This window comes from Variovorax sp. PBS-H4, from assembly GCF_901827205.1.
GTDB lineage: Bacteria > Pseudomonadota > Gammaproteobacteria > Burkholderiales > Burkholderiaceae_C > Variovorax.
The window spans coordinates 3919155-3942711 of sequence record NZ_LR594675.1; the positions used below are offsets into that span (position 1 = coordinate 3919155).

Consider the following 23557-nt stretch of genomic DNA (forward strand, 5'->3'; position numbering starts at 1 on the left):
CGTTTTTTCGGGAACGAAAAACCTTGGGTGCTCCTTCGCAAGCTCTTGTGAAGCCGCGTCGAAACTTGAGGCCAAAGCCATGAGCGGACTTGTCGAACCGCCGGACCGTGACCCGTTTGCCTTTTGACTTGCAGCGCGGATTATGACATCGGAAAACTACTCAACACCGTTCGCGCGGCCGCAACGGGCCGGCAGGCATAATCCGCGGCGACAAAAACGCCCTGTCTCCGAGATTATTCCCACACGGCGCTCCATGCGCCGGACTCGCTTGGCCACTGAACAAGAACTCTCCGATTTCCTGAAAGGCGTCGAACGGCGCGCCTTCAAGCGCACGGTCTACCACGTGCGGGATGAGGAAGCCGCGCTCGACATCGTGCAGGACAGCATGATGAAGCTGGCCGAGCACTACGGGGACAAGCCGCCCAACGAAATCCCGCTGCTGTTCCAGCGCATCCTCTCGAACTGCACCCTGGACTGGTTCCGGCGCCAGAAAACCCGGCGGGCACTCTTCTCGAACATGAGCGACTTCGAGACCATCGCCGAGGACGGCGAATTCGACCTGCTCGAGCATTTCACGGTGAACACCGACACCCGGGAAAGCGAGAGTGCCGAGGACACCACCCGCCGCGCGCAGATTTTTCATCAGATCGAGGAACAAATCGCCGCTTTGCCGGGTCGTCAACGCGAGGCCTTTTTGATGCGTTACTGGGAAGAAATGGACGTCGCTGAGACGGCCGCGGCCATGGGCTGCTCTGAAGGCAGCGTCAAGACTCACTGTTCGCGCGCCGTCCACGCCCTGAGCAAGGCACTCAAGGCCAAGGGAATTTCGCTATGAATACAACGCTTTCTACCTCTGCTTCGACGGAAGAGCAGTTCGGCCGCTTGGTGGCCGCGCGGCTTTCGGCCGGCGCCAAAGATCTGCCGCACGAGATCAGCGAGCGCCTGCGCGCCGCTCGCACGCAGGCGGTGGCGCGGCGCAAGGTGGTGCGCGAGCTGCAAGCGGCTCCTGCCGTGATGTCGAGCGGCAACACCGCGACGCTCGGGGGTGGCTGGTGGACGCGGGTCGGCTCGATCGTCCCGCTGATCGCGCTGGTGGCCGGTCTGATCGTCATCACCACGCTCCAGGAGGACAGCCGCACCAACGAGCTCGCCGAAGTCGATGCCGCGCTGCTGACCGACGACCTGCCGCCTGCTGCCTATACCGATCCAGGTTTTGCCCAGTTCCTGAAATCCGAGGCCACCGCCCAGCGCTGAATCCACGCTTCTTCACATGCGACAACGCTCTCGCCCTCACGCGCCTGATATGTGGCGCCGGCTGCTGCCGAGCGCAGCCGGGGGGCGTGCGTGCTGGTGGTGTTCGCCCTCGCAGGCACTACCGTGGTGCCTGCCGACGCCCAGGTCCCGGCCCAGGGAGCGAGCTCGACAACCTCCGCCCCCGCGCCGAAGCCGGTGGCCCCGTCCAAGCCCTTGTGGCGGGATCTGAGCGCACGCCAGCAGCGCGCCCTGGAGCCGCTTGCATTGCAGTGGAACGGCTTGACCGAACCTCACAAGCGCAAGTGGCTGGCCCTTTCTCGCAACTACGCCAGGCTGTCCCCGGCGGAGCAGGAAATCCTCCATAGCAGGATGACCGAATGGGCCACACTGAGCAACCAGCAACGCTCGCAGGCACGCTTCAACTTTGCCGAGGTGAAGCAAGTTCCGGTCGACGAGCGCAAAGCCAAGTGGGAGGCCTACCAGGCACTGAGCGAGGAAGAAAAGCGCGAGTTGGCCGCGCGTGCCAAACCGCGTCCTGGCGCTGCGGCGTCGATACGGCCGGTGCCGGCCCAGAAGCTGGTCCAGCTGCCTGCGCCCACGACTGATGCGCAACACACTCCGCGTATCCAGCTGGCGCCTCCGGCCTCCATGGCGCAGCCCTCGTTGACGCGCGTGCCGGCTCCGAGTCCGGCAGCGACGCATGTGGCGAGCCCGGCAGCAGGCCCGCCCGTTGCCGCGGAGGCGCAGGTGCCGGCGCCTTCCGCTCCGACTGCTGCCCCTGTGGATGCCTCGGTCTCAGCCACATCTCCGGCACGCACCAGCGATCAGCCCGCCGCAGCACCGTGATACAAGCTGTTGATGGCTTCCAGTTCCTCCAACAGCGCCGGTGCCCGCGACACGGCCTTTCCTGATCCCTCCGCTTCCCCCGTTTCTGCCGAACTGAGCGCGCCCGGGCTGTGGCGGCGCATGGCCTGCTGGCTGTACGAGGGCATGCTGCTGTTCGCGGTGGTGTTCGTCGCAGGCTGGCTGTTCAGCACACTGGGCCAGATGCGCGACGCCATGGATTCGCGCCGGCACCTGCTGCAGGCGTTCCTGTTCGTGGTGTTCGGCGTCTACTTCGTCTGGTTCTGGTCCAAGGGGCAGACGCTGGCCATGAAGACCTGGGGCATCCGCGTGGTCGACCGGCTCGGCCGGCCGGTCACCCAAGGCCGCGCGCTGCTGCGCTACCTGCTCTCCTGGGTCTGGTTCCTGCCGCCCCTGGCCGCCATCGCACCCTTCAGGCTGAAGGGTGCGGAATCTGCGGTGCTGATCTTGGGCTGGGTGATGGTCTGGGCGCTACTCTCGCGGTTTCACCCCGAACGCCAGTTCTGGCACGACGCGTGGGCTGGCACCCGCCTGATCCCCTCCAAACCCTTGAGCCGCAGATGAGCAGTGTCAACAACCCGGTCAATCCACAGAAGTCGCGGCGCGGCCTGGAGCGCATCTGGCACGCCACGCTCATCTCGCTCGACGGGTTCCGCGCCGCGTGGAAAGAGGCCGCCTTCCGCCAGGAAGTGCTGTGCGCCATTGTCATGGTACCGGCCGCCTTCTGGGTCGGCCGGACGTGGGCCGAAACGGCGCTGCTCGCGGCGGTGGTGGTTCTGGTGATGATCGTCGAGTTGCTCAACACCGGCATCGAGGCGGCCATCGACCGCGTGGGTCCGGAATGGCACTCCTTCTCCAAGAACGCCAAGGACGTGGGCAGCGCCGCGGTCCTGCTGTCCATCCTCCTGTGTTGCGGCATCTGGTTTGCTGCACTGTGGCATCGCTTCGCCGGCTAGCGCGAACGGCCACGAATGCAAGCCGCGCGTCATCCGGCGGCGGCATGATCGGGGAATGACCCCTTCTTTTTCGATTTGCGTGTATTGCGGCTCGCGCCCCGGCGAGCGACAGGATTTCTCGGCGGCGGCCCGATCCGTCGGGCGTTGGATCGGGGAACACGGCGGCCAACTGGTTTACGGCGGCGGGCGCACCGGCTTGATGGGCACGGTGGCCGAGGCGACGCGCGACAGCGGCGGACGAGTGGTCGGCATCATCCCGAAGGCGCTGGTCGACAAGGAGCTCGCCAATCCCCTGTGCGACGAGTTGCACGTGGTCGACACCATGCATGAGCGCAAGGCCATGATGGGAGAGCGTGCCGATGCCTTCATTGCCCTGCCGGGCGGCATCGGCACTTTCGAGGAACTGTTCGAGATCTGGACCTGGCGCCAGCTCGGCTACCACGACAAGCCGGTCGGCATCCTCGATGTGGCGGGCTACTACGGCGGCTTGCTCGAGTTCCTCGCCCACAGCGTGCGCGAGGGCTTCATGGGCGAGTGGCAGATGGGGTTGATCCGGTCGGGAACCGAGGCGCCTGCCCTGCTCGAGGCGCTGGTCGAGGAGGCTCGCCGCCACCCCAGGGGCGACAAGCTCGCCGAGGTGCTGTGAAAGCCTAGACGGCCTGCTCGTCTTCCTCGCCGGTGCGGATGCGCACCACGCGCTCGACATTGGTCACGAAGATCTTGCCGTCGCCGATCTTGCCGGTGCGAGCGGCCGCGACGATTGCGTCGACGCAGCGGTCCAGGTCGGCCTCGTTGACCACCACTTCGACCTTCATCTTCGGCAGGAAGTCGACCACATATTCGGCGCCGCGATAAAGCTCGGTGTGGCCCTTCTGCCGGCCGAAGCCCTTGACCTCCGTGACGGTGAGCCCGGTGACGCCGACTTCGGCCAGCGCCTCGCGCACGTCGTCGAGCTTGAACGGTTTGACGATGGCGGTGATTTGCTTCATAGAGTCTCTTTCTATCGGCGAATTTCGTTGAACTTGCTTGCCATAGGGTAGCGCCAATCGGCACCCGAGCGGCGACAGCCCACCCGGAGTCCACGATGCCTTCGCCGTCCTGCATGTAGCGTGCCAGGGGCACGCCCATCGAAAAAGATTATGTCATTCGCCTTTCTGCGCTGAAGGCTTGGGGAGGGTATCGGGCGCGCCATCGCAGGGGCTGCTACGCTCGGCGGGCCATGCGCTCTGGTTCCTCTCCCACCGGTCACTTCTCCTCGTTCCTCCCCTGGCTCCACAACCAAGCCTATGTGCTGCTGGTGTTCACGACGCTGATCTGGGGCGCCAACGCGGTGGCCGCCCGGTTGGCGGTGGGCGAGGTCTCGCCAATGATGCTGACCTTCGCGCGCTGGATCGTCTGCTGCCTGGCGCTCGGCCTGTGCGCGCGCCGGCAGATCGCCCTTCACTGGCGCAGCCTGCTGCCCTCCTGGCGCTTCATCACGGTGATGGGCACCTTGGGCTTCACCGGCTTCAACGCCTTGTTCTACGCTGCTGCGCACCACACGACCGCCATCAACATTGCGATCATTCAAGGCACCATTCCAGTGCTCGTGCTGCTGGGCAGCCTGCTTTTCTTTCGCACCCGGGTCGGCGGAGTGCAACTGCTGGGCGTGGCACTGACGCTCGCGGGCATCGTCGTGGTGGCATCGCGCGGTCATTTCGCGCTGCTGGCCGAACTCGGCTTCAACATCGGCGACGTCTGGATGATCGTGGCCAGCATGCTTTATGCCGCCTACGCGGTAGGCCTGCGCCGGCGGCCTGATGTGCCGGCTGTCGTCTTCTTCGCCGCGACCGCGGCGGTGGCTTGCCTGGTGTCGGTGCCGCTGCTCGTGGCCGAGATCGCCATGGGTGATTTCTTCCCGCCCACCCCGATGGGCTGGGCTTTGGTGCTGTTCGTCGGGCTGCTGCCCTCCTTCGTCTCGCAGATCACCTTCATCCATGCCGTAGGGCTGATCGGTCCGGCGCGGGCGGGCGTCTTCCTCAACCTGGTGCCGATCTTCGGGCCGCTGCTCGCCGTGCTCGTGCTCGGCGAGGCGCTGTCGATGTACCACGCGCTAGCGCTGGCCCTGGTGCTGGGCGGCATCTATATTGCCGAGACAACGGGTCCGCGCGGCCGCTGATGGGGAGCCCTTGACTGACTCCGTCATCCGCATCCATGGCGCCGTCTCCGAGATCGACGCCGCCGCTTGGGACAGCCTGCTGGCCACGCAGGACGCACCCTCTCCCTTCATGCGTCACGCCTACCTCGAAGCCTTGGAGCAAAGCGAGAGCGCCTCGCCGCAGAGCGGCTGGGCGCCTCGTTTCCTGACGGTGTGGCGTGGCCGCCAGCTGGCCGCGGCGTGTCCGATGTACCTCAAGGGCCACAGCTATGGCGAATACGTGTTCGACTGGGCCTGGGCCAACGCCTACCAGCAGCATGGGCTGGCCTACTATCCCAAGGCCGTCGTGGCGGTGCCCTTCACCCCCGTTCCAGGAACGCGGCTGCTGGCGCGCGACGCCGCCAGCCGCGCCATGCTGGTGCAGGCGCTGCTCGCCTGGTGCAAGGAGGAAGAACTTTCCTCGCTGCACCTGCTCTTTGGGGCCGACGAAGACATCCAGGCCTGCGCGGATGCTGGATTGATGTTGCGACACACCGTCCAGTTTCACTGGAAGAATGCGGCCCCCACGCCCGGCACTGACGTGTCCTCGCTGCCCCCCGAGGGGGCGCGTTTCGCCTTGGGGCGGCCCTGCGGCGAAACGGCCTGGAAGGACTTCGACGGCTTCCTCGCCAGCCTTTCGCACGACAAGCGCAAGAAGATCCGCCAGGAACGCCGCAAGGTGCACGATGCCGGTGTGCACTTTCGCTGGTCGCGTGGCGCCGACATCTCCGAAGCCGACTGGGCCTTTTTCTACCGCTGCTATGCCCGAACCTACCGCGAGCACGGCAACCCGCCCTATTTGAAACCTGAATTCTTCGCCCGCATGGCCCAGGACATGCCCGAGGCCTGGCTGCTATTCATCGCGGAGCGCGGCGGCAAGCCCATCGCGAGCAGCCTGATCGCCCTGTCTGCCGACGCCTCGGTCGCCTACGGCCGTTACTGGGGAGCGCTCGAGCGCGTGGACTGCCTGCACTTCGAGGCCTGCTATTACCAGCCCCTCGCGTGGTGCATCGAGCACGGCGTGCAGCGTTTCGAGGGTGGCGCCCAGGGCGAGCACAAGATGGCGCGCGCCCTGATGCCGGTGAAGACCACCAGCGCCCACTGGCTGGCCCACCCCGCCTTCGCCGACGCGGTGGAGCGCTTTCTCGAGCGCGAGGACGAAGGCATCGTGAATTACCTCGACCACCTTGGAGAGCGCAGCCCCTTCCGGCACGCCGAGTAGGAGGAAGGCGCGTCAGCCCTTCTTGTAATTCGCGATCCCGTCCAAGATTTCCTTCTTGGCGGCGTCGATGCCCTCCCAGCCCAGCACCTTGACCCACTTGCCCTGCTCCAGGTCCTTGTAGTGCTCGAAGAAGTGTGTGATGGCCTTCAGGCGCATCGGATTCACGTCCTCGACCTTCTTCCAGTGGCTGTAGATCGGCAGCACCTTGTCGGTGGGGACCGCCAGCACCTTGCCGTCGACACCGGCTTCGTCTTCCATCATCAGGATCCCGATCGGCCGACAAGGCACGACCACGCCCGGCACCAGCGCATAAGGCGTGATGACGAGCACGTCCACCGGATCGCCGTCGCCCGAGAGCGTCTGCGGCACATAGCCGTAGTTGGTCGGGTAGTGCATCGCCGTCGTCATGAAGCGGTCGACAAAGATCGCGCCGGACTCCTTGTCGACCTCGTACTTGATCGGATCGGCGTTCATCGGGATCTCGATGACGACGTTGAAGGCTTCGGGGGCGTCTTTGCCGGGGGATACGAGGCGGAGAGACATAGGGGTCTTGTAGTGGATAAGTGTTAGAGGGATTCGGACAAACCCGAAGTTTACTTTCCGTGTCACGGGCCGGTCGCACCAAACAAGACTTTTGCCTGTAAATTGGCCCTGTTGGCCAATCGGCTCCGGCTTTTCAAGGTATCGGGGCTTCGAGGAAGCAACGCGGCGGAAGCACTGACCCGTACGCGTTGCGCACAGGGATCGGTGCTTTCGTCTCCACAAGTCACAACGAACGAATGGAGAAGCAAGGCATGATCGGCAACACCCCTCTCGTCCTCGCCATCGTCTGCGGCCTCGTGGCCGTGGCCTATGGCTTCTGGGCGCGCAGTTGGATACTTTCAAAGGACCCGGGCAACGCCCGAATGCAGGAGATCGCGGCCGCGATCCAGACCGGCGCGGCCGCCTACCTGGCCAAGCAGTACCGCACGATCGCCATCGTGGGCATCGTGCTCGCGATCCTGATCGGCGTCTTCCTCGACGTCACCACCGCCATCGGCTTCATCATCGGTGCGGTACTGTCGGGCGCCTGCGGCTTCATCGGCATGAACGTCTCGGTGCGCGCGAACGTGCGCACCGCGCAGGCCGCCACCCAGGGCATCGGCCCGGCACTCGACGTCGCCTTCCGCGGCGGCGCCATCACCGGCATGCTGGTGGTGGGGCTGGGCCTGCTCGGGGTCACGGCCTTCTTCTGGTTCCTGGCAGGCAACGGGCAGCTGACACCCGACACCAAGCTGGCCACCCTGCTCAATCCGCTGATCGGCTTCGCCTTCGGCTCCTCGCTGATCTCGATCTTCGCGCGGCTGGGTGGCGGCATCTTCACCAAAGGCGCGGACGTCGGAGCCGACCTGGTGGGCAAGGTCGAGGCGGGCATCCCCGAGGACGATCCCCGCAACCCGGCGGTGATCGCCGACAACGTGGGTGACAACGTCGGCGACTGCGCAGGCATGGCCGCCGACCTGTTCGAGACCTACGCAGTGACGCTGATCGCGACCATGGTGCTGGGCGCGCTCATGGTGGCGGCGGCGCCGGTCAATGCGGTGCTCTATCCACTGGCGCTCGGAGCCGTGTCGATCATTGCATCGATCATCGGCTGCTTCTTCGTGCGGGCCTCACCGGGCATGGTCAACGTGATGCCGGCGCTCTACAAGGGGCTGGCGGTGGCAGGCATCCTGTCGCTGATCGCCTTCTGGTTCGTGACGCAGTGGCTCATTCCTGACAACGCCATCGCGGCGTCGGGTAGCCAGCTCAAGCTCTTCGGCGCGTGCTTCGTCGGCCTGGCGCTGACGGCGGCCCTGGTGTGGATCACCGAGTTCTATACCGGCACGCAATACTCGCCGGTGCGGCACATCGCGCAGGCTTCGACCACGGGCCACGGCACCAATATCATCGCGGGCCTCGGCGTGTCGATGCGCTCCACGGCCTGGCCGGTGATCTGCGTGTGCATCGCGATCCTGGCTTCCTACATGCTGGGCGGCCTCTATGGCATTGCGGTGGCGGCGACCGCCATGCTGAGCATGGCGGGCATCGTGGTCGCGCTCGACGCCTACGGCCCGATCACCGACAACGCCGGGGGGATCGCCGAAATGTCGGAGCTGCCGGCCAGCGTGCGCGACATCACCGACCCGCTGGACGCGGTGGGCAACACGACCAAGGCCGTGACCAAGGGCTACGCCATCGGCTCGGCCGGCCTGGCCTCGCTCGTGCTTTTCGCCGACTACACGCACAAGCTCGAGACCTACGGCCAGGCCATCAGCTTCAACCTGAGCGAGCCGATGGTGATCGTGGGCCTCTTCATCGGCGGCCTGATTCCCTACCTGTTCGGCGCCATGGCGATGGAAGCCGTCGGCCGCGCGGCGGGCTCGGTGGTAGAGGAAGTGCGCCGGCAGTTCCGCGACATCCCCGGGATCATGGAAGGCACCGGCAAGCCGGAATACGGCCGCGCGGTGAGCATGCTGACCGGTGCCGCGATCAAGGAGATGATGATCCCCAGCCTGCTTCCGGTGGTGGTGCCGATCCTGGTCGGCCTGCTGCTGGGACCCAAGGCGCTGGGCGGCTTGCTGATGGGCACCATCGTCACTGGCTTGTTTGTCGCGATCTCGATGTGCACCGGCGGCGGCGCCTGGGACAACGCCAAGAAGTACATCGAGGACGGCCACCACGGCGGCAAGGGCTCCGAGGCGCACAAGGCCGCGGTGACCGGCGACACCGTCGGCGACCCCTACAAGGACACGGCCGGCCCGGCAGTCAACCCTCTGATCAAGATCATCAACATCGTGGCGCTGCTCATCGTGCCGCTGGTGGTCAAGTTCCACACCGGTGACGCCAGCGCGATGACTCCGCCTGCCGCCTCGCCTGCCCCGGTGGTTGCCCCGACGGTTGCCCCGGCGGTCGCCCCGGCCGCGGCTCCGGTCGCGGCGCCGGCCCCCGCGCCTGCTCCCGTGGCGGCGGGCGACACCGGCGCCTCGATCAAGAACGATGGCGGCGTGGTCAAGTTCTACTTCGCCAGCGCCAGCGCCGAGGTGCCCGCGGGCTCCAGCGCAGCATTGGCGGACATCGTGAAAGCGGCGCAAGGCGGCGCACGCGTGCTGGTAAGCGGCTACCACGACGCCACTGGGGACCCGGAGAAGAACGCCGAGCTCGCCAAGCAACGCGCCAGCGCGGTGAGCGCCGCACTCAAGATGGCCGGCGTGCCGGACGACAAGGTAGAGCTCGCCAAGCCCGCGCAAGCGATGGCCGGCGGCCCGCCGGCGGAAGCGCGCCGGGTCGACGTGAAGCTTCAGTAAGCGAGAGGGTGCGCCGGCGGGATGGGCCGCCGGCGCTGTCGTCGCTCAGTTCAGGCCGTGAGCCGGCAGTGTGTTCTGCTCCGTGCGCAGCGGCACGCCCTGGAGCGTGTCGAAGTCGGACGGCGACTCCGGAGGACGCGTCTCTTCCATCTCGTGCAGCGAGGCAACCCAGCGGCCCGCGGGAGAGTCGGCAGGCTCATCGTTCGTGAAGATCCCGTCCCGAATGTAGAAAGTCTCGCCAGCGGGTCGTACGGCGTGCAACTCGATGAGTCGCGCAATCGGAAAGGTATAGGTGACCAGCTTCTCCTTGGTCTTGCGATCCTTGCCGCCGCAGTTGAAGAAGCCCTCCGCGGCAATGACGATGCACGAGCCGTCGACCTCCGCCTCGGTTTCGCCGCCGAGCCGCCACACGGCAGAGGGCAGCCGCACGCGCACCTTGTCGATGACCAGGTCGCGCTGGCGGTTCAGTGCGGTGAGCGGCGGGACCAGCGAACGCAGTTGCCGCAAGCGCTCGGCAAAATTGTCGTCAATGGTGAACTCCACATGATGCGTGGCGCCCCCCGAGCGCTTGACGACCTGCATGACGACGTGACGCGCGGGCTGGCTCATCGCAGACCGCCCTTTACGTCGCGGACGCGCCCCAACCAATAGCAGCGAATGGTTTTAAGCGGATTCATTTTCCGACCGTGAATTAGAACTTTGGTATTTGTGCAAATAAATGCATCAATTGTTTCCAACTGTAGATCGAATCTCGCGCTTTTGGTAGCAGGTTTGCAGACACGAGTAAATTGCTCGACTACGTCTCAGGGATGCCACGAACCGAAGCTGCTTCCGGCGTGGCACTGCTCCGCGGGGAATCACTCCGGTGTCGAATCTGCCTCGTCCAGCGCCTTGCACGAAGGTGCGCAGACCGTCTGCGACTTGCCCAGGAACTGGCGCGTGCGCATTTGCGACCGCACACGGTGCTTGCCGCAGAGAAAGCAGGACATGGTCGCGCCGCTGAACGAGGCCGAGGCCCGGAAGGGGGATCCGGAAGCCTTGGCCTTGTAGCGCAGGCCATCGGCGACGATGGCGGTCTTGACCTCAGCCTTGGCCATGGGTGGCGTCCGGCTCCGCACGGCGCATGATGCGGTCGATGGCATCCTTCGCTGCCAGCTCTGCGGCAAGCGAGGCATCCAGGCCGGAGCGGCACAGGCCGGCGTGCTGGTAATTGAGGTTCTCGTAGACCTCGGCGGCGGCAGGATAGGCATCCAGCAACTTGCCCAGTCCGTCGCCAGGAGCGACCTCGCGGAACTCGTCGACAAGGTGCATCACGACCGACCGGTACTGCTCTGCGCCCCCTGGCACGGGGCTGTGCTCGAGCCGCTCGAGGAGCTGGGCCAGCACATGCGTCACCGCCAGGTCGGTCTTGGGCGCCGGGGAATGGGTAGCGTTCATGCAGGGCATTTGGGGCGTGGATGGCGTATTGCAAGTACCCGGGCGCGGTGCAGCCGCCGTAGCCGATGCAGCGCGCGAGCAGGGAACGGACGATAGTGCCACACGCGGCTACAGCAGCATTTCGGGCACGATCGGCGCGATCAGCCGGTTGTAGAAGCGCTGGAGGAAGGTCGCCTCAGGCTCGGCGGTCAGGATGACCTCCTTCTCCCCGTCGGTCGTCAGCCACTCGAGCTGCCCGGTCCCCTTGGCCAGCCGCAGGCGATAGGAGTTCTGGACGCGGCTCACATTGATCACCCGCAGCATCTCGCGTGCCAGTTGTGGGCTGTCGATCAGCATGCCCATCTCGGTGTTCTGCGTGGCTGAGCGCGGGTCGAGGTTGGCCGAGCCGATCATGACGCGCGACCGGTCGATGGCCGCGGTCTTCGCATGCAGCCGTCCCAGAGAGGTGCCGAAGGAGCCGAAGCGCACGCTCGCCGTGGTGCGCTCGGGGCTCAGCTCGTAGAGGTCGGCTCCGGATTTCAGGAGGCGCTCGCGATATCGCATGTAGCCGGTGTGGACGAGCGGCTCGTCGTTGGCCGCCAGCGAATTGGTCAAGAGCACCAGCTTGACCTTGCGCCTGCCCAGTTCCTCGAAGGCGGCCATGCCCTTTTCGCCAGGCACCAGGTAGGGCGAGGTCATCTGCACCTCCTGCTTGGCCTCGAGCAGGTTGCTCCAGATCCGCATCGTGACGCTGGTGGCCAGCGCCTCGTCGGCCGTCATGGTCGCGGGCTTCGTTGGCGGATCGGCGACGGCATGGGCCGTGCCCCAAAGCAAGCCCATGCGTCCCTCGTCGAGCTCCTCGGAGATCGGACCGTATCCCAGGATGTCGTTGGGCGGCAGCACGATCTTGGGCGCCGGCGCGGCCATGCCGACCCATGAATCGAACTCGGCGGTACCGGGCGTCGTCCCGCCCTGGCCGCGCACGATGTCGGCGATGGGCCAGACCTGCTCGCTGTTCCAGTAGGCGTCGAAGATGGCCTCCAACTGTGGCAGCACCTTGCCCACCACCACCGCGTCCATGTCGATGAAGTTCTGCGCCTCGCTCAGCACGAAATACTCGTCGGCGATGTTGCGTCCGCCAACCACCGCCATCACCCCATCGGCAATGAACAGCTTGTTGTGCATGCGATGGTTGAGCCGGACGATGTCGCCCGGCGAAGCGGCAAAGCGCGAGAGGAAGCCGTCGCGCCCGCAGCAGAACGGATTGAACAGCCGCACCTCGACATTCGGCGTCCGCGACAGCGCCAGCAGCACGTACTGGCTCTGGGCGGTGTAGAGATCGTCCACCAGGACGCGCACCTTGACCCCGCGGGCTGCAGCTTCGCGCAGCGAGCGCATCAGCAACCGACCCACGCCATCGTTCTCGAGCTGGTAGTACTGCACCACCAGGGAGTGCTCGGCCCGCTTCGCAAGCTGGATGCGGGCGTCCAGCGAATACACACCCAAAGGCATCAGGCGAAAGCCGGAATGCTCGCCGGGCGGCGTGGAAGCAGCCACCACCTTGGCCAGCGTGGCCGACGGATCGGCCGGCGCTGCAAATGCCGCGGGCCGCTCCCGGGCGGGAGGCAGCGAGCCGCACGCCCCGAGCCCTGCGGCAAGCGCGCACAACAACGCCAGGCGCAGCAGACGGACCCATGCGTTCATGATCTTTCCTCTCTTTGGACTTGTTCCGGATACGACGCCGCGGGCAAACTGGTTCACACTGCCGCACAACGCATCCGGGTTCTAGAATTTCGCGATGCCTCTTTCCGGAGTTACACCATGACCCGACGGATTCTCGCGCGTCTCGCCGCCTTTGGACTCGCAGGGCTCGGGCTTTCCCCAGCCATGGCAGCCCTGGACATCGGCGATCCGGTGCCCAAGTTCACCGCGACCGCCGCGCTGGGGGGCAAGACCTTCAACTATTCGCTCGCCGACGCGCTCGCCAAGGGCCCCGTGGTGGTGTATTTCTTCCCGGCGGCCGGCACCACCGACTGCAACATCGAGGCCCATGCCTTCGCCGAGGCCATGGAGCAGTTCGAAGCTGCGGGCGCCACGGTCATCGGCGTCTCCGCCGACGACATCGACACGCTGAAGGACTTCTCCGTCAAGCAGTGCCAAAGCAAGTTTCCGGTGGCCGCCGACCGATCGAAGGCCGTGATCGAGGGTTTCGACGCGGTGATGCAGACGCGCCCTGACTTCGCCAACCGGCTGTCGTACGTGGTCGCGCCCAACGGCACCGTCGCCTACTACTACCAGAACCTCAACCCGGACAAGCACGTCGAGCGCATGCTCAATGCGCTGAAGGCGCTGCCGAAGCAAACCGCCAGACGCTAGCCGCCAGTCCCCGGCGGGGCAGGCCGCCTTCGCGCACAATTTCAGTCATGCAGCTCCACTACATCGCCAACGAAAACGTCCCCTCCTCCTCCGGCCGCACCCTTCCCGTCCTCGATCCATCCGATGGCCAGCCCTTCGACGAGCTGCAGCGGGGCAACGCTGCCGACATCGATGCCGCGGTGCGCGCGGCGCGCGACTGCTTCGAGGGGAACTGGCAGAAGCTCAGCGCGGCCGAGCGCGGCCGGCTGCTCTACAGGTTGTCGCAGAAGATCGCCGAGCACGCGGACGAGCTGGCGCTGCTCGAGCAGCGCGACTGCGGCAAGCCCGTCAAGCAGGCGCGCGCCGATGCGCTGGCGCTGGTACGTTACTTCGAGTTCTATGCCGGCGCCTGCGACAAGCTGCACGGCGAAACCATTCCCTACCAGGAAGGCTACAGCGTCTTCACCTGGCGTGAGCCGCACGGCGTCACCGGCCACGTCATTCCGTGGAACTACCCGATGCAGATCTTCGGCCGCAGCGTCGGCGGTGCGCTGGCTGCGGGCAACGTCTGCGTGGTCAAGCCTTCCGAGGACGCCTGCCTGTCGCTGATCCGCGTCGCGCAGCTGGCGGCCGAGGTCGGCTTCCCGCCCGGCGCGATCAACATCGTCACCGGCTATGGCCACGAGGTGGGCGACGCGCTGGCGCGGCATCCGGGCATCGACCACATCAGCTTTACCGGCAGCCCCAAGGTGGGCACGCTGATCCAGCAGGTGGCCGCCGAGCGCCACTGCCCCGTCACGCTCGAGCTGGGCGGCAAGAGCCCGCAGATCATCTTTGCGGACGCCGACCTGGGCGCGGCCATCCCGGTACTGATCAACGCCATCGTGCAGAACGCCGGGCAGACCTGCTCGGCCGGCTCGCGCGTGCTGGTCGAGCGCGAGATCTACGAACTGCTGCTGGAGCGCCTCGGCCATGCTTTCGAGGCGTTGCGCGTCGGCCCTGCCGCGATGGACCTGGACGTCGGGCCCCTGATCCGCCAAAGCCAGCAGCAGCGCGTCTGGGATTTCCTGTCCGACGCCCAGCATGCCGGCATCCCCATGGTGGCGCAGGGCGCGGTGGTCGACGAGGCGCCGCAGACCGGCTTCTACCAGGCGCCTACCTTGCTGCGCGACGTGCCGGTGGCGCACCGGCTCGCGCAGGAGGAAGTCTTCGGCCCGGTGCTTGCGGCGATGTCCTTCCGCGACGAAGACGAGGCGGTGGCGCAGGCCAACGCCACCCAGTTCGGCCTGGTCGCGGGCATCTGGACCAAAGACGGCGCACGCCAATTCCGCATGGCCAAGCGCGTGAAGAGCGGTCAGGTCTTCATCAACAACTACGGCGCCGGCGGCGGCGTGGAGCTTCCCTTTGGCGGCGTCAAGTCCTCGGGCTACGGCCGCGAAAAGGGCTTCGAGGCGCTCTACGGCTTCACCACGCTCAAGACGGTGGCCGTGCGCCACGGCTGAACGTCAGCCCGGCGCGCTCGCTCACGGTCGCGTGACAGCATTCAGTTCCTGCGCTTCGCTCTCGCCTGCTTCGCCACCAGCGGGGATTCCACCTTCGGGCTGCGGTGCAAGGCCGACGCCGAGCCGATGTTGCGGACCACATGCTCGAGCTCGTGAAGCCGTCCACCAGCTCGCACAGACGATCGATCTCGCCACCTGAGGGGCCCGGCTTTGCCCGAAGCCTCACTGCAGCGAGAGATCGAGGCCGCGAAGGGACATCATCGTGCCTACGCCACGCACTGCGCGAGGATCGTCTCGGCCAGCCGGATCACCGGCAAATCGACCATGCGGCCGTCCAGGCTGAAAGCCTCGCCCTGCCGCGCAGTGGCGCCTTCGATGACGCGCCGCGCCCACGCCACCTCGCTGTCGGTGGGCGAAAAGGCTTCGTGGATCGGTGCCACCTGCGCGGGATGGATGCACAGCTTGCCACCGAAGCCGAACGCGCGCGCACGCTGCGCATCGATGCACTGCCGCTCGCGGTTGCCCGTGTCGGTCGTGACGCCATCGATCGGCGCGGGCAGCGCCGCGCGCCGGGAGGCGGCCACCAGCGTCAAGCGCACGGGTGCCAGCTCACCCTCCTCCGGGCCGCAGCGCATGCCCAGGTCAAGCTGGAAATCCAGGTGCCCGAAGGCCAGGCGCGCCACCTGCGGCGCGCCGGCCAGCAGGTTCACCGCGTCCAGGCCCCCCAGTGATTCCACCAGCGGCACCAGCTGGGCGGCAGCACCCAACCGCTCTGCCACGGCAGCCAATGCCGCGGCGCTTTCCGCTTTCGGCACCATCGCGCCGGCCAAGCCCTTGGGCACCCAATCGGCCACCAGGCAAACGTCGGCCTCGTGCCAAGGCGTGCCGGCAGCATTGATGCGCACCAGCGTGCTGGCCAACTGCCCGGGTGAGAAGCCGCCAAGCCCCTGGGCCAGCAGGTCGCGCGCGGCGTCCTTCCGGTCAGCAGGGACGGCGTCTTCCAGGTCGAGAATCACGCAGTCGGCACCGGCCTGCCACGCCTTGGCGAAGCGCTCCGGTCTGGAGGCCGGGACGAAAAGGAAACTGCGCGCCCGCGCAACGGCAGACACGGCCATCTCAGATCGCCCCCGCGTTGCGCATCGACGCGATCTGCGCCTCGCTGCGACCCAATTCGCGCAGGATCGCCCCGCTGTGCTCGCCCACGTCCGGCACCGCCCCCATGCAATAGTCGAAGCTGCTGTGAACGCCCGGGGGCAGCATGGCCTTCAGCGCTCCTGCCGGCGATCCGACGGTGCGAAAGCGCCCGCGAGCCTGGAGCTGAGGGTGTTCCCACAGCGCGCCCACCTCGTTGACCCGCGCATTCGCGATCTGCGCCTCCTCCAGCCGCGCGATGACCTGCTGTGCGCTCAGCGCGCCGAAGGCCTGCTCGATCAGTTCCCTGAGTTCGGCGCGGTTCCGGCTGCGGTTGGCGTTGGTATCGAAGCGCGGATCGGCCACCAGCTGCGGCTGCTGCAGCACCTTCTCGCAGAAGGACTTCCACTCGCGCTCGTTCTGCAGGCCCAGCATCACGGTCTGGCCGTCCCCTGCCGTGAAGGGGCCGTAGGGATAGATGGTGGCGTGCGAGGCGCCATTGCGCGAGGGCGCCGCCTGCCCCTCGTAGGCGTAATACATGGGGAAGCTCATCCACTCGCCCATCGCCTCGAGCATCGACACGTCGATGCGCGAGCCCTTGTTCGTCTGCGCGCGCTGCAGCAGCGCCGCCAGGATGCTGGTGTAGGCGTACATGCCCGCGGCGATGTCCGCAATGGAAGTGCCGGCCTTGCAAGGTTCGTCGGGCGTGCCCGTGACCGACAGGAAGCCGGCCTCGCTCTGCACCAGCAGGTCGTAGGCCTTCTTGTCGCGGTACGGGCCGTCGTTGCCGTAGCCCGAGATATCGCACACGATCAGCCGTGGATGGCGTGCGCTCAGCGCTTCGTAGCCCAGCCCCATGCGCACGGCGGCACCGGGCGCGAGGTTCTGCACCAGCACGTCGGCCTTGGCGACCAGGTCCTTCAGGGCAGCAATCGCCTCAGGCTGCTTCAGGTCGAGCGCGAGGCTCTCCTTCGAGCGGTTCACCCACACGAAGTGCGAGGCCAGCCCTTGGGTGCGATCGTCGTAGGCGCGGGCGAAGTCGCCCACGCCGGGGCGCTCCACCTTGATCACTCGCGCGCCCAGGTCGGCGAGCTGGCGGGTGCAAAAAGGCGCGGCGATGGCGTGTTCCAGCGACACGACCGTGATTCCATCGAGGGGTCGTGGCATATCAGAAGCTCCGGCAGCCCGAGCACAGGCTCGCTGACACGTCGATGCGGGGACTGGCGAAGGAGTTCTGCATGGGGGCATCGTCCGCTTTCGTGGCCATGGCCACAATGCGCCAGTTCGAGAGACAGCCTTCCAAATATCGAAAGGCTGCTCTAATCGAGCCATGGATTTCGACCAGCTGGACCTGCGCCTTTTCCATTCGATCGCGCAACTCTCGAACATCACAAGGGCCGCCGAGGCGCAGCATCTCTCCTTGCCGGCGGCCAGCTCACGCATCCGGGCGCTCGAGGGCCATGCGGGGGTCCCGTTGCTGCACCGCGAGGCCCGCGGTGTCCGCCTGACACCGGCCGGCGAGGCCTTCCTGCACCACGCGCGCGCGATCCTGCGCCAGACCGAGCAACTGCGCCTCGACATGCGCGAGTACACGCGCGGCTTGCGCGGCCACGTCCGGGTCCAGGGCAACACCACGGCCGTGACGGACATCCTGCCGGCCGTATTGCCCGCCTTCCTGAAGGCGAATCCCAAGGTGAACGTGGAAATCCAGGAGCGGCAGAACCCGCAGATCGCCCTGGGCGTGCTGGACGCAACAGCCGATGTGGGCATCGTCTCGACCCGCATGGACGTGCCGGGGCTGCGTGCCATCCACTTCAGCACCGACCGGCTGGTGCTGATAGTCCCGCGGGGCCATCGATTTGCCCGGCGCAAGAGCATCCTGTTTGCCGCCACGCTCGATGAGCCCCACATCGGCATGCACGCTCACAGCACCTTGCGCGAGCATCTTTCGAAGGTGACGGCGCTCATGGGCAAGACGCTCCACTTTCGCGTGGAGCTGTCGAGCTTCGACGCGATCTGCCACATGGTGGCCGCCGGCGTGGGCGTCGGTGTCATCCCCGAGACGAGTGCGCGCAGAAACCTCGCCACGCTTCCCATCGTCCAGGTGGAACTCGCCGACGAATGGCGGGTCCGGGAGCGTTTCGTGCTTGTACGCGAGAGCGAAATTCTGCCGGCCCATGCGCAGTCGCTTGTCAATGCGTTGCTCGATTTCCAAGTGGCAAGCGATCTCTAGATCTCCGGCGTGTCTCTCTCGCTGGACGGTGCGGCGACGCCGCTGGTCGTTCAAGGATCCAAGCTCCGGGCGAGCCGCATCTTCTTGCCCTGCGGCAGCGACCGTTCAGCTCCCGATATGGGCAAGTCCCAGCCGCTCTACCATGGCGCGTTCCTGGGCGAAGATCTTGCGGCACGACTGCGCGTAGGCCTCCGGCCCGAGGTAGTCGACCTCCTGGTCGTACTTCGCCAGCTCGTCCTTGAACCGCTGGTCGAACAGGGCCGTCTTGAAGGCATCGTGCAACACGGCGACGACCCCTCGCCGCAGCCCGCGCGGCCCCGCCAGGCCGAAGGGCGACGTGGCCACGATGTCGAAGCCCAGCTCGCGCAGCACCGGCACCGTGGGCCAGCGCCGGGAGCGCTCGGCGCCGAAGGTCACCAGCAGCCGGAGCGTGCCCGAATCCACTGCTGGCCCGAACCCGGTGGAATTGACGCCGGCCATGACCTGCCCGCCGGCGATCGCGTTCAACTGTTCGGCCGTGCCCTTGTACGGCACATGGATGTAGCGCAGCCGACGAGCCGTGAACAGCTCCTCCAGCACCATGTGCGGCGTGGTGCCGACGCCATTGGTGGCAATCGTCAGTTCGCCGGGATGCGCGCGTGCGAACGCGAAAAGATCGTCGAGCGAACGCATGGGACTTGCGGCGGCCACCAGCACGCCGAAGGTGACGCTGGACACTTGGAGGATCGGCGTCACGTCGCGGATCGGGTCCCACAGCACCTTCTGCGTGTGCGGCACCCGAAAGACCGTCTGCGGCATCTGGGCGATGGTGTAGCCGTCGGGCCGCGCCTGCTGCAGGACGGGCATGGCGAGTGTGCCGCCTGCCCCGCCGCGGTTTTCGGTGAGTACCGGCTGGCCGAGCGAGACCGAGGCCAGTTCGGCGAGCAGGCGAAGCGAGATGTCCGTTGCGCCGCCTGCGGGCCACGGGACCCACAGGGTGACAGGGCGCGAAGGAAAGCCATCGGAGGAAGCCGTTGATTGGGACAGCGGCAGCGTTCCGAGCGCCAGTGCGGCGGCCTGGTGCAGCCAGCGGCGTCGGTCGGAGCGAAAGATCGAGCCCATAGGTCTCATGGGCCCACTCTCCGCTTCGTCAATCCCCCGAACCCCCGCTGCGGGTCATAGCCCCAGCAAGCCAGTCCGAAGAATGCCACCAGGCAGCCGAGCACGACATAAGGCGCCACCCCCGGATCCTTGCCATAGGCCGCGAAGCGAACCCACTCCACGGCGTACGTGAACGGATTGAAGCGGGCCGCCTGGTAGACCCATTCCGCGCCTGACTCCTGCAACTTCCACAGCGGATAAAGCGCCGTCGAAAGAAAGAACATCGGAAAGATCACGAAGTTCATCGTGCCGGCGAAGTTCTCCAGCTGCTTGATGTGCACCGACAGCAGCAGCCCCAGCGCTCCCAGCATGAGCGCGCCGGCCGCGAGCGCCGCCAGCGCGTGCAACCCCGCCAGCGACAGCAGTGGCACTTCGGTGCCGATCAGTGCAGCCACCACCACGAACGCGAGCGCCTGCAGCACCGACAGCAGCGCAGTCGCGCACAGCTTGGAGAACAGCAGCCACGGCCGCGGCAGCGGTGCGGTGAGCAGCAGGCGCATGAGCCCCATCTCGCGGTCGTACACCATCGCGAGCGACGACTGCATCCCGTTGAACAGCAGCACCATGCCGACGAGCCCCGGCACGATGTAGACGTCATACGGAATGTAGGTGTCATACGGCTCGACGATCGCCACGCCGAACACGTTGCGAAAGCCCGCAGCGAACACGGCCAGCCACAGCAGCGGGCGTACCAGGGCCGACACCAGGCGCCCGGTCTGCTGCGAGAACTTGTACAGCTCGCGCAGCACGATCGCGCGCATCGCCTGCAGCGCATGGCGCAGGCCGCGGCGCGCGACCGGCTCGGCACCCGCGCCCTGCGAATGGTTCTTCAGCGCGCGTTCGGACATCGCTTCTCCAATGAATCGGCACCCAGCGTGTCGAGCACGTCGCGTGGGTGCAGCACGCCTTCGGCCGGCGCCTGCGAGACCACGCCCTGGCCGTCGGTCAGCAGCATGGGCTGGCGCAGCTGGCCGTCCCACGCGCGGAAGCTCAGGGCCGTGCCCTTGGAGCCGTCGATGGCGCTCTTGGCAATGACTTGCGCCCAAGCTGCGCTCGGGCCGGCAGGCGCGGCGACGGCCGCGGCCGTCAGTGTCTTGCCTGCCATCCACGCCGCCCAATCGTGCGCAGTCATCGGCCGCTTCGCCGCTTTGGCGAAACGCCGTGACACCTGCGGCGCACCGTAGCGCTCGAACTGGACGTGCCAGGCCAGCGCCACCAGGCCGCCGTCGCCCACGACCGGGCGCGACAGCACGGTGCGATAGGGCAGCGCACGGGCGAATTCGCCATCGCTGTCGACAACCCACACCGCGTCGTAGGTGCTGCCGGCCGTCAGCAGCAGGGGGTTGGCGAGGTCGCGCTCGCGCGGGTCGGCCGACAGCTTGAAGGGCTTGCTGCCCACGAGCTGCAGCCCGTAGCGTTTGATCGACGCCTGCGCGGTCGCGGCGCGCACGGCATCCGGCGCGCTTGCGCCCATCAGCAGGAGCACTTTGCTCCATTTGTGGGAAACCAGCGTCTGGGCAAGCGCATCGCTGCGCATGCGTTCGCTCGGAATCAGATGGAAGAGGCGCGCCCGGCAGTCCTGCTCGCGCAAGCGGTCCGATGCGTCGCCCACATTCAGCACCGGCAGCTTCACCGCATCGGCAACCGCCAGCGTCCATTCCGCGGGCAGGTCGGTCACGATCACCGACGCGCCGTTCTTCTCGGCCGCCACTGCTGCAGCGCGCGCCGCATCGCCCGACGCGGCAGGCACGCTGGCCAGTGCCACTTCGGCGCCGGCGGCCTCCAGTTCGAACCGAGCCTCTTCCACAGCCAGCTGGAGCCCCTCCGCGGCCGGGCCGCCCGGATGCCCGAGGTACGCGCGCTCGAGGCGCGTGCGCTCCATGCGCGGGTCATCCGCAGGCGCGATCAGGGTGGCCTTGAGCACTGCAGCGTCCACAGGCCCGCCCACGGCGAGCACGGCCGCCAGCCCCGGGAGCGCAAGCAGGCAAAACGGTGTGCGCTTCCTCATTCGACGATCACGAGTCCATAGGGCACGCGTCCGACCGGAATGCTCTTGACGGCCCGGGCGCCGGCCACGTCGACCACGGTCACATCGTCGCTGAGCCCGTTGACCACGAACAGGCGCGCCTCCGCCTTGTCCAGCGCGACGTTCCAGGCACGCTTGCCGACCAGCACCAGCGAGCCGACCTTTCGGCTCCTGACGTCGACGAAGGCGACGTGGTTCGCGCGCCCCAGTCCGACGAAGGCACGGCGGCCGTCCCGGGTGATCTGGATGCCGACCGGCGTGATGTCCTCGGCGCGAGCACCCTTCAGCTCGAACTTGACGGTGTCGACAACCTCATGCGTCGCAGTCGAGATGACGCTGACGCTGGCGCCCAGTTCGTTGGTGACCCACAGCTCCTTGCCGTCGGGCGTGATCGCCATGCGCCGCGGCCGCTTGCCGACACGGATGTTCTTCGTGATGTTGCGGCTCGCTGTGTCGATCACGTGCACCAGGCTCGCCACCTCCGAGGCCACATACAGCGTCTTGCCGTCGGCGCTTACCTTGACGCCTTCGGGTTCTGCGCCCACCTTCACCGAGCGCAGCTTCCGGCCGCTGGCCGCGTCGATGAAGCTGGCCTCGCCAGCGTCTTCGTTCGAGACATAGATGACCTTGCCGTCCGGCGATATGTCGAAGGCTTCGGGCTCGTCGCCCAGCGGGATGCGCCGCACCGATTTGCCGCTGGCAGGATCGATCACGTCGGCCTCGTTGGAGTCACTGCAGGCGACCATCAGCTGCCGCTCGGGCGTCAGCTGGACATGGCGTGCACGCTTGCAGGTCGGGATCGTGCCTTTGACGGCGAGCGTGGCGAGGTCGATCACCGTCAGCGCGCTGTCCTTTTCGCTGGAGACATAGGCAACGCCTTGTGCCCACGCGGCCTGGCTCGCCGCGGCCAGGACCGCCGTCCCGATGGCCACCCGAAGCAGACCGCCGGAGGCCGAGCACAGATGCTTTTTCAGGTTCATGTAAGTCTCTACGTCTTGCCCTTCGATTTCGGAATCAACGGGTACGCGCGATGAAACCATCCTCCAGGGTGGCGCCGCCAAGGTCGCGGCTGACCTCCGCCGGCGTGCCGTCGGCCAGCAGCGCCCCTTGGTGCAGCACGAGCACGCGATCCGCCTGCTCGGCCTCGTCGACCCGGTGCGTCGCCCACAGCACGCACACCGCGCGCTCGCGCACGTCCGCGCGCAAGGCGGCCAGCAAATCGTGGCGCGATTTGGGGTCCAGCCCGACGGTGGCTTCGTCCATCAGCAGAACGGATGGCCGATGCAGACCCGCGCGCGCGAGCTCGACCTTGCGCCGGTTCCCACCCGACAGCTCGCGCACCTTCCGGTCCAGGTCGGCATCGACGTCCAAGCGCTCGCAGGCAAAGGCGATGCGCTCCTGCGCCAGCCGCCGAGGGAGGCCCTGAAGGTCGGCCTGGAACAGCAGGTTTCGCCGGATGCTCAGGTCGAGGTCGAGCGACATCTGCTGGAACACGACGCCGATGTGCCTGAGCGCCGCGGTCGCCGCATGCCGCAGCGAATGGCCCGCCACTTCGACCTCCCCTTCGTCGGGCGCGAACATGCCGGTAAGCACCTGGAACAACGTCGACTTGCCGGCGCCGTTGGGGCCCAGCAGCGCCACGAACTGCCCTGCGGGCACGCGCAAGGACAAGGACTGCAGGGCCGTACGCGTGCCGTAGCGCTTGGTCAGGCCGACGGTTCGCAGCATGATGGCCGAAGGTGCAAGTGGGGCTGTCGGAGCCCATGGGGTCGAGAGCATGTGGCGTTCACATTAATCCGCAAATTCTCTGGCTCGAAGCGTTGCAATCGCTCACAGGAATTCGTCCTACATCGGATGACGACGACGCCGAGGCAAGCCGCTGCAGGTGCCGGTTTCATCGCTGGCCACGTGACGGACGCTCGCTTCGATGCCCGCTTTCGGCAAGCCGCTATTCCG

General features: G+C 66.8%; 25 protein-coding genes. 12 read left to right on the forward strand and 13 right to left on the reverse strand.

What is annotated here, in order from left to right:
• The first annotated feature begins 268 nt into the window (after positions 1–268).
• Genes E5CHR_RS18560 through E5CHR_RS18585 form a run of 6 tightly spaced genes read left to right on the forward strand, consistent with a single transcriptional unit; the run spans position 269 to position 3720 of the window.
• A complete protein-coding gene (locus E5CHR_RS18560) occupies positions 269–835 on the forward strand; it encodes an RNA polymerase sigma factor (protein WP_162583790.1) in 567 nt (188 codons plus the stop codon).
• On the forward strand, positions 832–1254 hold the full coding sequence (locus E5CHR_RS18565; RefSeq protein WP_162581202.1) for a DUF3619 family protein: 423 nt from the start codon (positions 832–834) through the stop codon (positions 1252–1254). The genes E5CHR_RS18560 and E5CHR_RS18565 overlap by 4 nt, the downstream gene beginning before the upstream one ends.
• A 51-nt stretch (positions 1255–1305) precedes the next feature.
• Positions 1306–2100: a DUF3106 domain-containing protein gene (locus E5CHR_RS18570; protein WP_162581203.1), complete on the forward strand. Its 795-nt coding sequence runs from the start codon at positions 1306–1308 to the stop codon at positions 2098–2100.
• A 12-nt stretch (positions 2101–2112) separates the two neighbouring features.
• Complete coding sequence (locus E5CHR_RS18575; protein WP_162581204.1) at positions 2113–2682, forward strand: RDD family protein; 570 nt, start codon at positions 2113–2115, stop codon at positions 2680–2682.
• Positions 2679–3074, forward strand: a complete 396-nt coding sequence (locus tag E5CHR_RS18580; protein WP_162581205.1) for a diacylglycerol kinase — start codon at positions 2679–2681, stop codon at positions 3072–3074. The genes E5CHR_RS18575 and E5CHR_RS18580 overlap by 4 nt, the downstream gene beginning before the upstream one ends.
• Positions 3075–3129: 55 nt before the next feature.
• Positions 3130–3720 carry a TIGR00730 family Rossman fold protein gene (locus tag E5CHR_RS18585; RefSeq protein WP_162581206.1) on the forward strand — a complete coding sequence of 197 codons (591 nt, stop codon included), beginning with the start codon at positions 3130–3132 and terminating at the stop codon, positions 3718–3720.
• 4 nt (positions 3721–3724) lie between these two features.
• Here the strand turns inward: E5CHR_RS18585 and E5CHR_RS18590 are convergent, their stop codons facing one another.
• Positions 3725–4063, reverse strand: coding sequence for a P-II family nitrogen regulator (locus E5CHR_RS18590; RefSeq protein ID WP_162575359.1), 339 nt, complete (start codon positions 4061–4063; stop codon positions 3725–3727).
• Positions 4064–4293: 230 nt separating this feature from the next.
• Between E5CHR_RS18590 and E5CHR_RS18595 the strand changes: the two genes are divergently transcribed.
• Both E5CHR_RS18595 and E5CHR_RS18600 read left to right on the forward strand, forming a co-directional pair.
• Positions 4294–5232, forward strand: a complete 939-nt coding sequence (locus E5CHR_RS18595; protein WP_162581207.1) for a DMT family transporter — start codon at positions 4294–4296, stop codon at positions 5230–5232.
• 10 nt (positions 5233–5242) lie between these two features.
• Complete coding sequence (locus E5CHR_RS18600; RefSeq protein WP_162581208.1) at positions 5243–6472, forward strand: GNAT family N-acetyltransferase; 1230 nt, start codon at positions 5243–5245, stop codon at positions 6470–6472.
• 12 nt (positions 6473–6484) lie between these two features.
• On the opposite strand, the gene ppa is transcribed toward E5CHR_RS18600, so the two are convergent.
• Entirely contained in the window at positions 6485–7015 is a 531-nt protein-coding gene (gene ppa, locus E5CHR_RS18605) for an inorganic diphosphatase (protein ID WP_162581209.1), read from the reverse strand.
• Positions 7016–7266: 251 nt separating this feature from the next.
• On the opposite strand from ppa, the gene E5CHR_RS18610 reads away from it, so the two are divergent.
• On the forward strand, positions 7267–9798 hold the full coding sequence (locus tag E5CHR_RS18610; RefSeq protein WP_162581210.1) for a sodium-translocating pyrophosphatase: 2532 nt from the start codon (positions 7267–7269) through the stop codon (positions 9796–9798).
• Positions 9799–9843: 45 nt separating this feature from the next.
• Here the strand turns inward: E5CHR_RS18610 and E5CHR_RS18615 are convergent, their stop codons facing one another.
• The 4 genes from E5CHR_RS18615 to E5CHR_RS18630 all read right to left on the reverse strand — a co-directional run bounded on the left by E5CHR_RS18615 (position 9844) and on the right by E5CHR_RS18630 (position 12918).
• Entirely contained in the window at positions 9844–10407 is a 564-nt protein-coding gene (locus tag E5CHR_RS18615; RefSeq protein ID WP_162581211.1) for a hypothetical protein, read from the reverse strand.
• 248 nt (positions 10408–10655) lie between these two features.
• Complete coding sequence (locus tag E5CHR_RS18620; RefSeq protein ID WP_162581212.1) at positions 10656–10895, reverse strand: hypothetical protein; 240 nt, start codon at positions 10893–10895, stop codon at positions 10656–10658.
• Positions 10882–11235 carry a hypothetical protein gene (locus tag E5CHR_RS18625; protein ID WP_174255731.1) on the reverse strand — a complete coding sequence of 118 codons (354 nt, stop codon included), beginning with the start codon at positions 11233–11235 and terminating at the stop codon, positions 10882–10884. Before E5CHR_RS18625 ends, E5CHR_RS18620 begins: the two co-directional genes overlap by 14 nt.
• 108 nt (positions 11236–11343) lie before the next feature.
• A complete protein-coding gene (locus E5CHR_RS18630; protein WP_162581214.1) occupies positions 11344–12918 on the reverse strand; it encodes a phospholipase D family protein in 1575 nt (524 codons plus the stop codon).
• A 117-nt stretch (positions 12919–13035) separates the two neighbouring features.
• Here E5CHR_RS18630 and E5CHR_RS18635 point away from each other — a divergent pair, with 117 nt between their 5' ends.
• Both E5CHR_RS18635 and E5CHR_RS18640 read left to right on the forward strand, forming a co-directional pair.
• On the forward strand, positions 13036–13590 hold the full coding sequence (locus E5CHR_RS18635; RefSeq protein ID WP_162581215.1) for a peroxiredoxin: 555 nt from the start codon (positions 13036–13038) through the stop codon (positions 13588–13590).
• 47 nt (positions 13591–13637) lie between these two features.
• A complete protein-coding gene (locus tag E5CHR_RS18640) occupies positions 13638–15071 on the forward strand; it encodes an aldehyde dehydrogenase family protein (protein WP_162581216.1) in 1434 nt (477 codons plus the stop codon).
• 266 nt (positions 15072–15337) lie between these two features.
• On the opposite strand, the gene E5CHR_RS18645 is transcribed toward E5CHR_RS18640, so the two are convergent.
• Positions 15338–16186 carry an HpcH/HpaI aldolase/citrate lyase family protein gene (locus E5CHR_RS18645; protein WP_162581217.1) on the reverse strand — a complete coding sequence of 283 codons (849 nt, stop codon included), beginning with the start codon at positions 16184–16186 and terminating at the stop codon, positions 15338–15340.
• Position 16187: 1 nt separating this feature from the next.
• Positions 16188–17369, reverse strand: coding sequence for a CaiB/BaiF CoA transferase family protein (locus E5CHR_RS18650; protein ID WP_162581218.1), 1182 nt, complete (start codon positions 17367–17369; stop codon positions 16188–16190).
• A gap of 163 nt (positions 17370–17532) precedes the next feature.
• Here E5CHR_RS18650 and E5CHR_RS18655 point away from each other — a divergent pair, with 163 nt between their 5' ends.
• Entirely contained in the window at positions 17533–18435 is a 903-nt protein-coding gene (locus E5CHR_RS18655) for a LysR family transcriptional regulator (RefSeq protein ID WP_162581219.1), read from the forward strand.
• Between the two features lie 105 nt (positions 18436–18540).
• Here E5CHR_RS18655 and E5CHR_RS18660 read toward each other — a convergent pair whose 3' ends face one another.
• From E5CHR_RS18660 to E5CHR_RS18680, 5 genes are read right to left on the reverse strand one after another with little or no spacing between them, the layout of a single operon-like run.
• Positions 18541–19545, reverse strand: a complete 1005-nt coding sequence (locus E5CHR_RS18660) for a tripartite tricarboxylate transporter substrate binding protein (RefSeq protein ID WP_162581220.1) — start codon at positions 19543–19545, stop codon at positions 18541–18543.
• Positions 19542–20423: an ABC transporter permease gene (locus E5CHR_RS18665; protein ID WP_162581221.1), complete on the reverse strand. Its 882-nt coding sequence runs from the start codon at positions 20421–20423 to the stop codon at positions 19542–19544. The genes E5CHR_RS18660 and E5CHR_RS18665 overlap by 4 nt, the downstream gene beginning before the upstream one ends.
• Positions 20405–21583 carry a branched-chain amino acid ABC transporter substrate-binding protein gene (locus E5CHR_RS18670; protein WP_232062113.1) on the reverse strand — a complete coding sequence of 393 codons (1179 nt, stop codon included), beginning with the start codon at positions 21581–21583 and terminating at the stop codon, positions 20405–20407. The genes E5CHR_RS18665 and E5CHR_RS18670 overlap by 19 nt, the downstream gene beginning before the upstream one ends.
• Positions 21580–22581: a PQQ-dependent catabolism-associated beta-propeller protein gene (locus E5CHR_RS18675; RefSeq protein ID WP_162581222.1), complete on the reverse strand. Its 1002-nt coding sequence runs from the start codon at positions 22579–22581 to the stop codon at positions 21580–21582. The genes E5CHR_RS18670 and E5CHR_RS18675 overlap by 4 nt, the downstream gene beginning before the upstream one ends.
• 34 nt (positions 22582–22615) lie before the next feature.
• Positions 22616–23329: an ABC transporter ATP-binding protein gene (locus E5CHR_RS18680; protein WP_162581223.1), complete on the reverse strand. Its 714-nt coding sequence runs from the start codon at positions 23327–23329 to the stop codon at positions 22616–22618.
• Positions 23330–23557 lie beyond the last annotated feature (228 nt).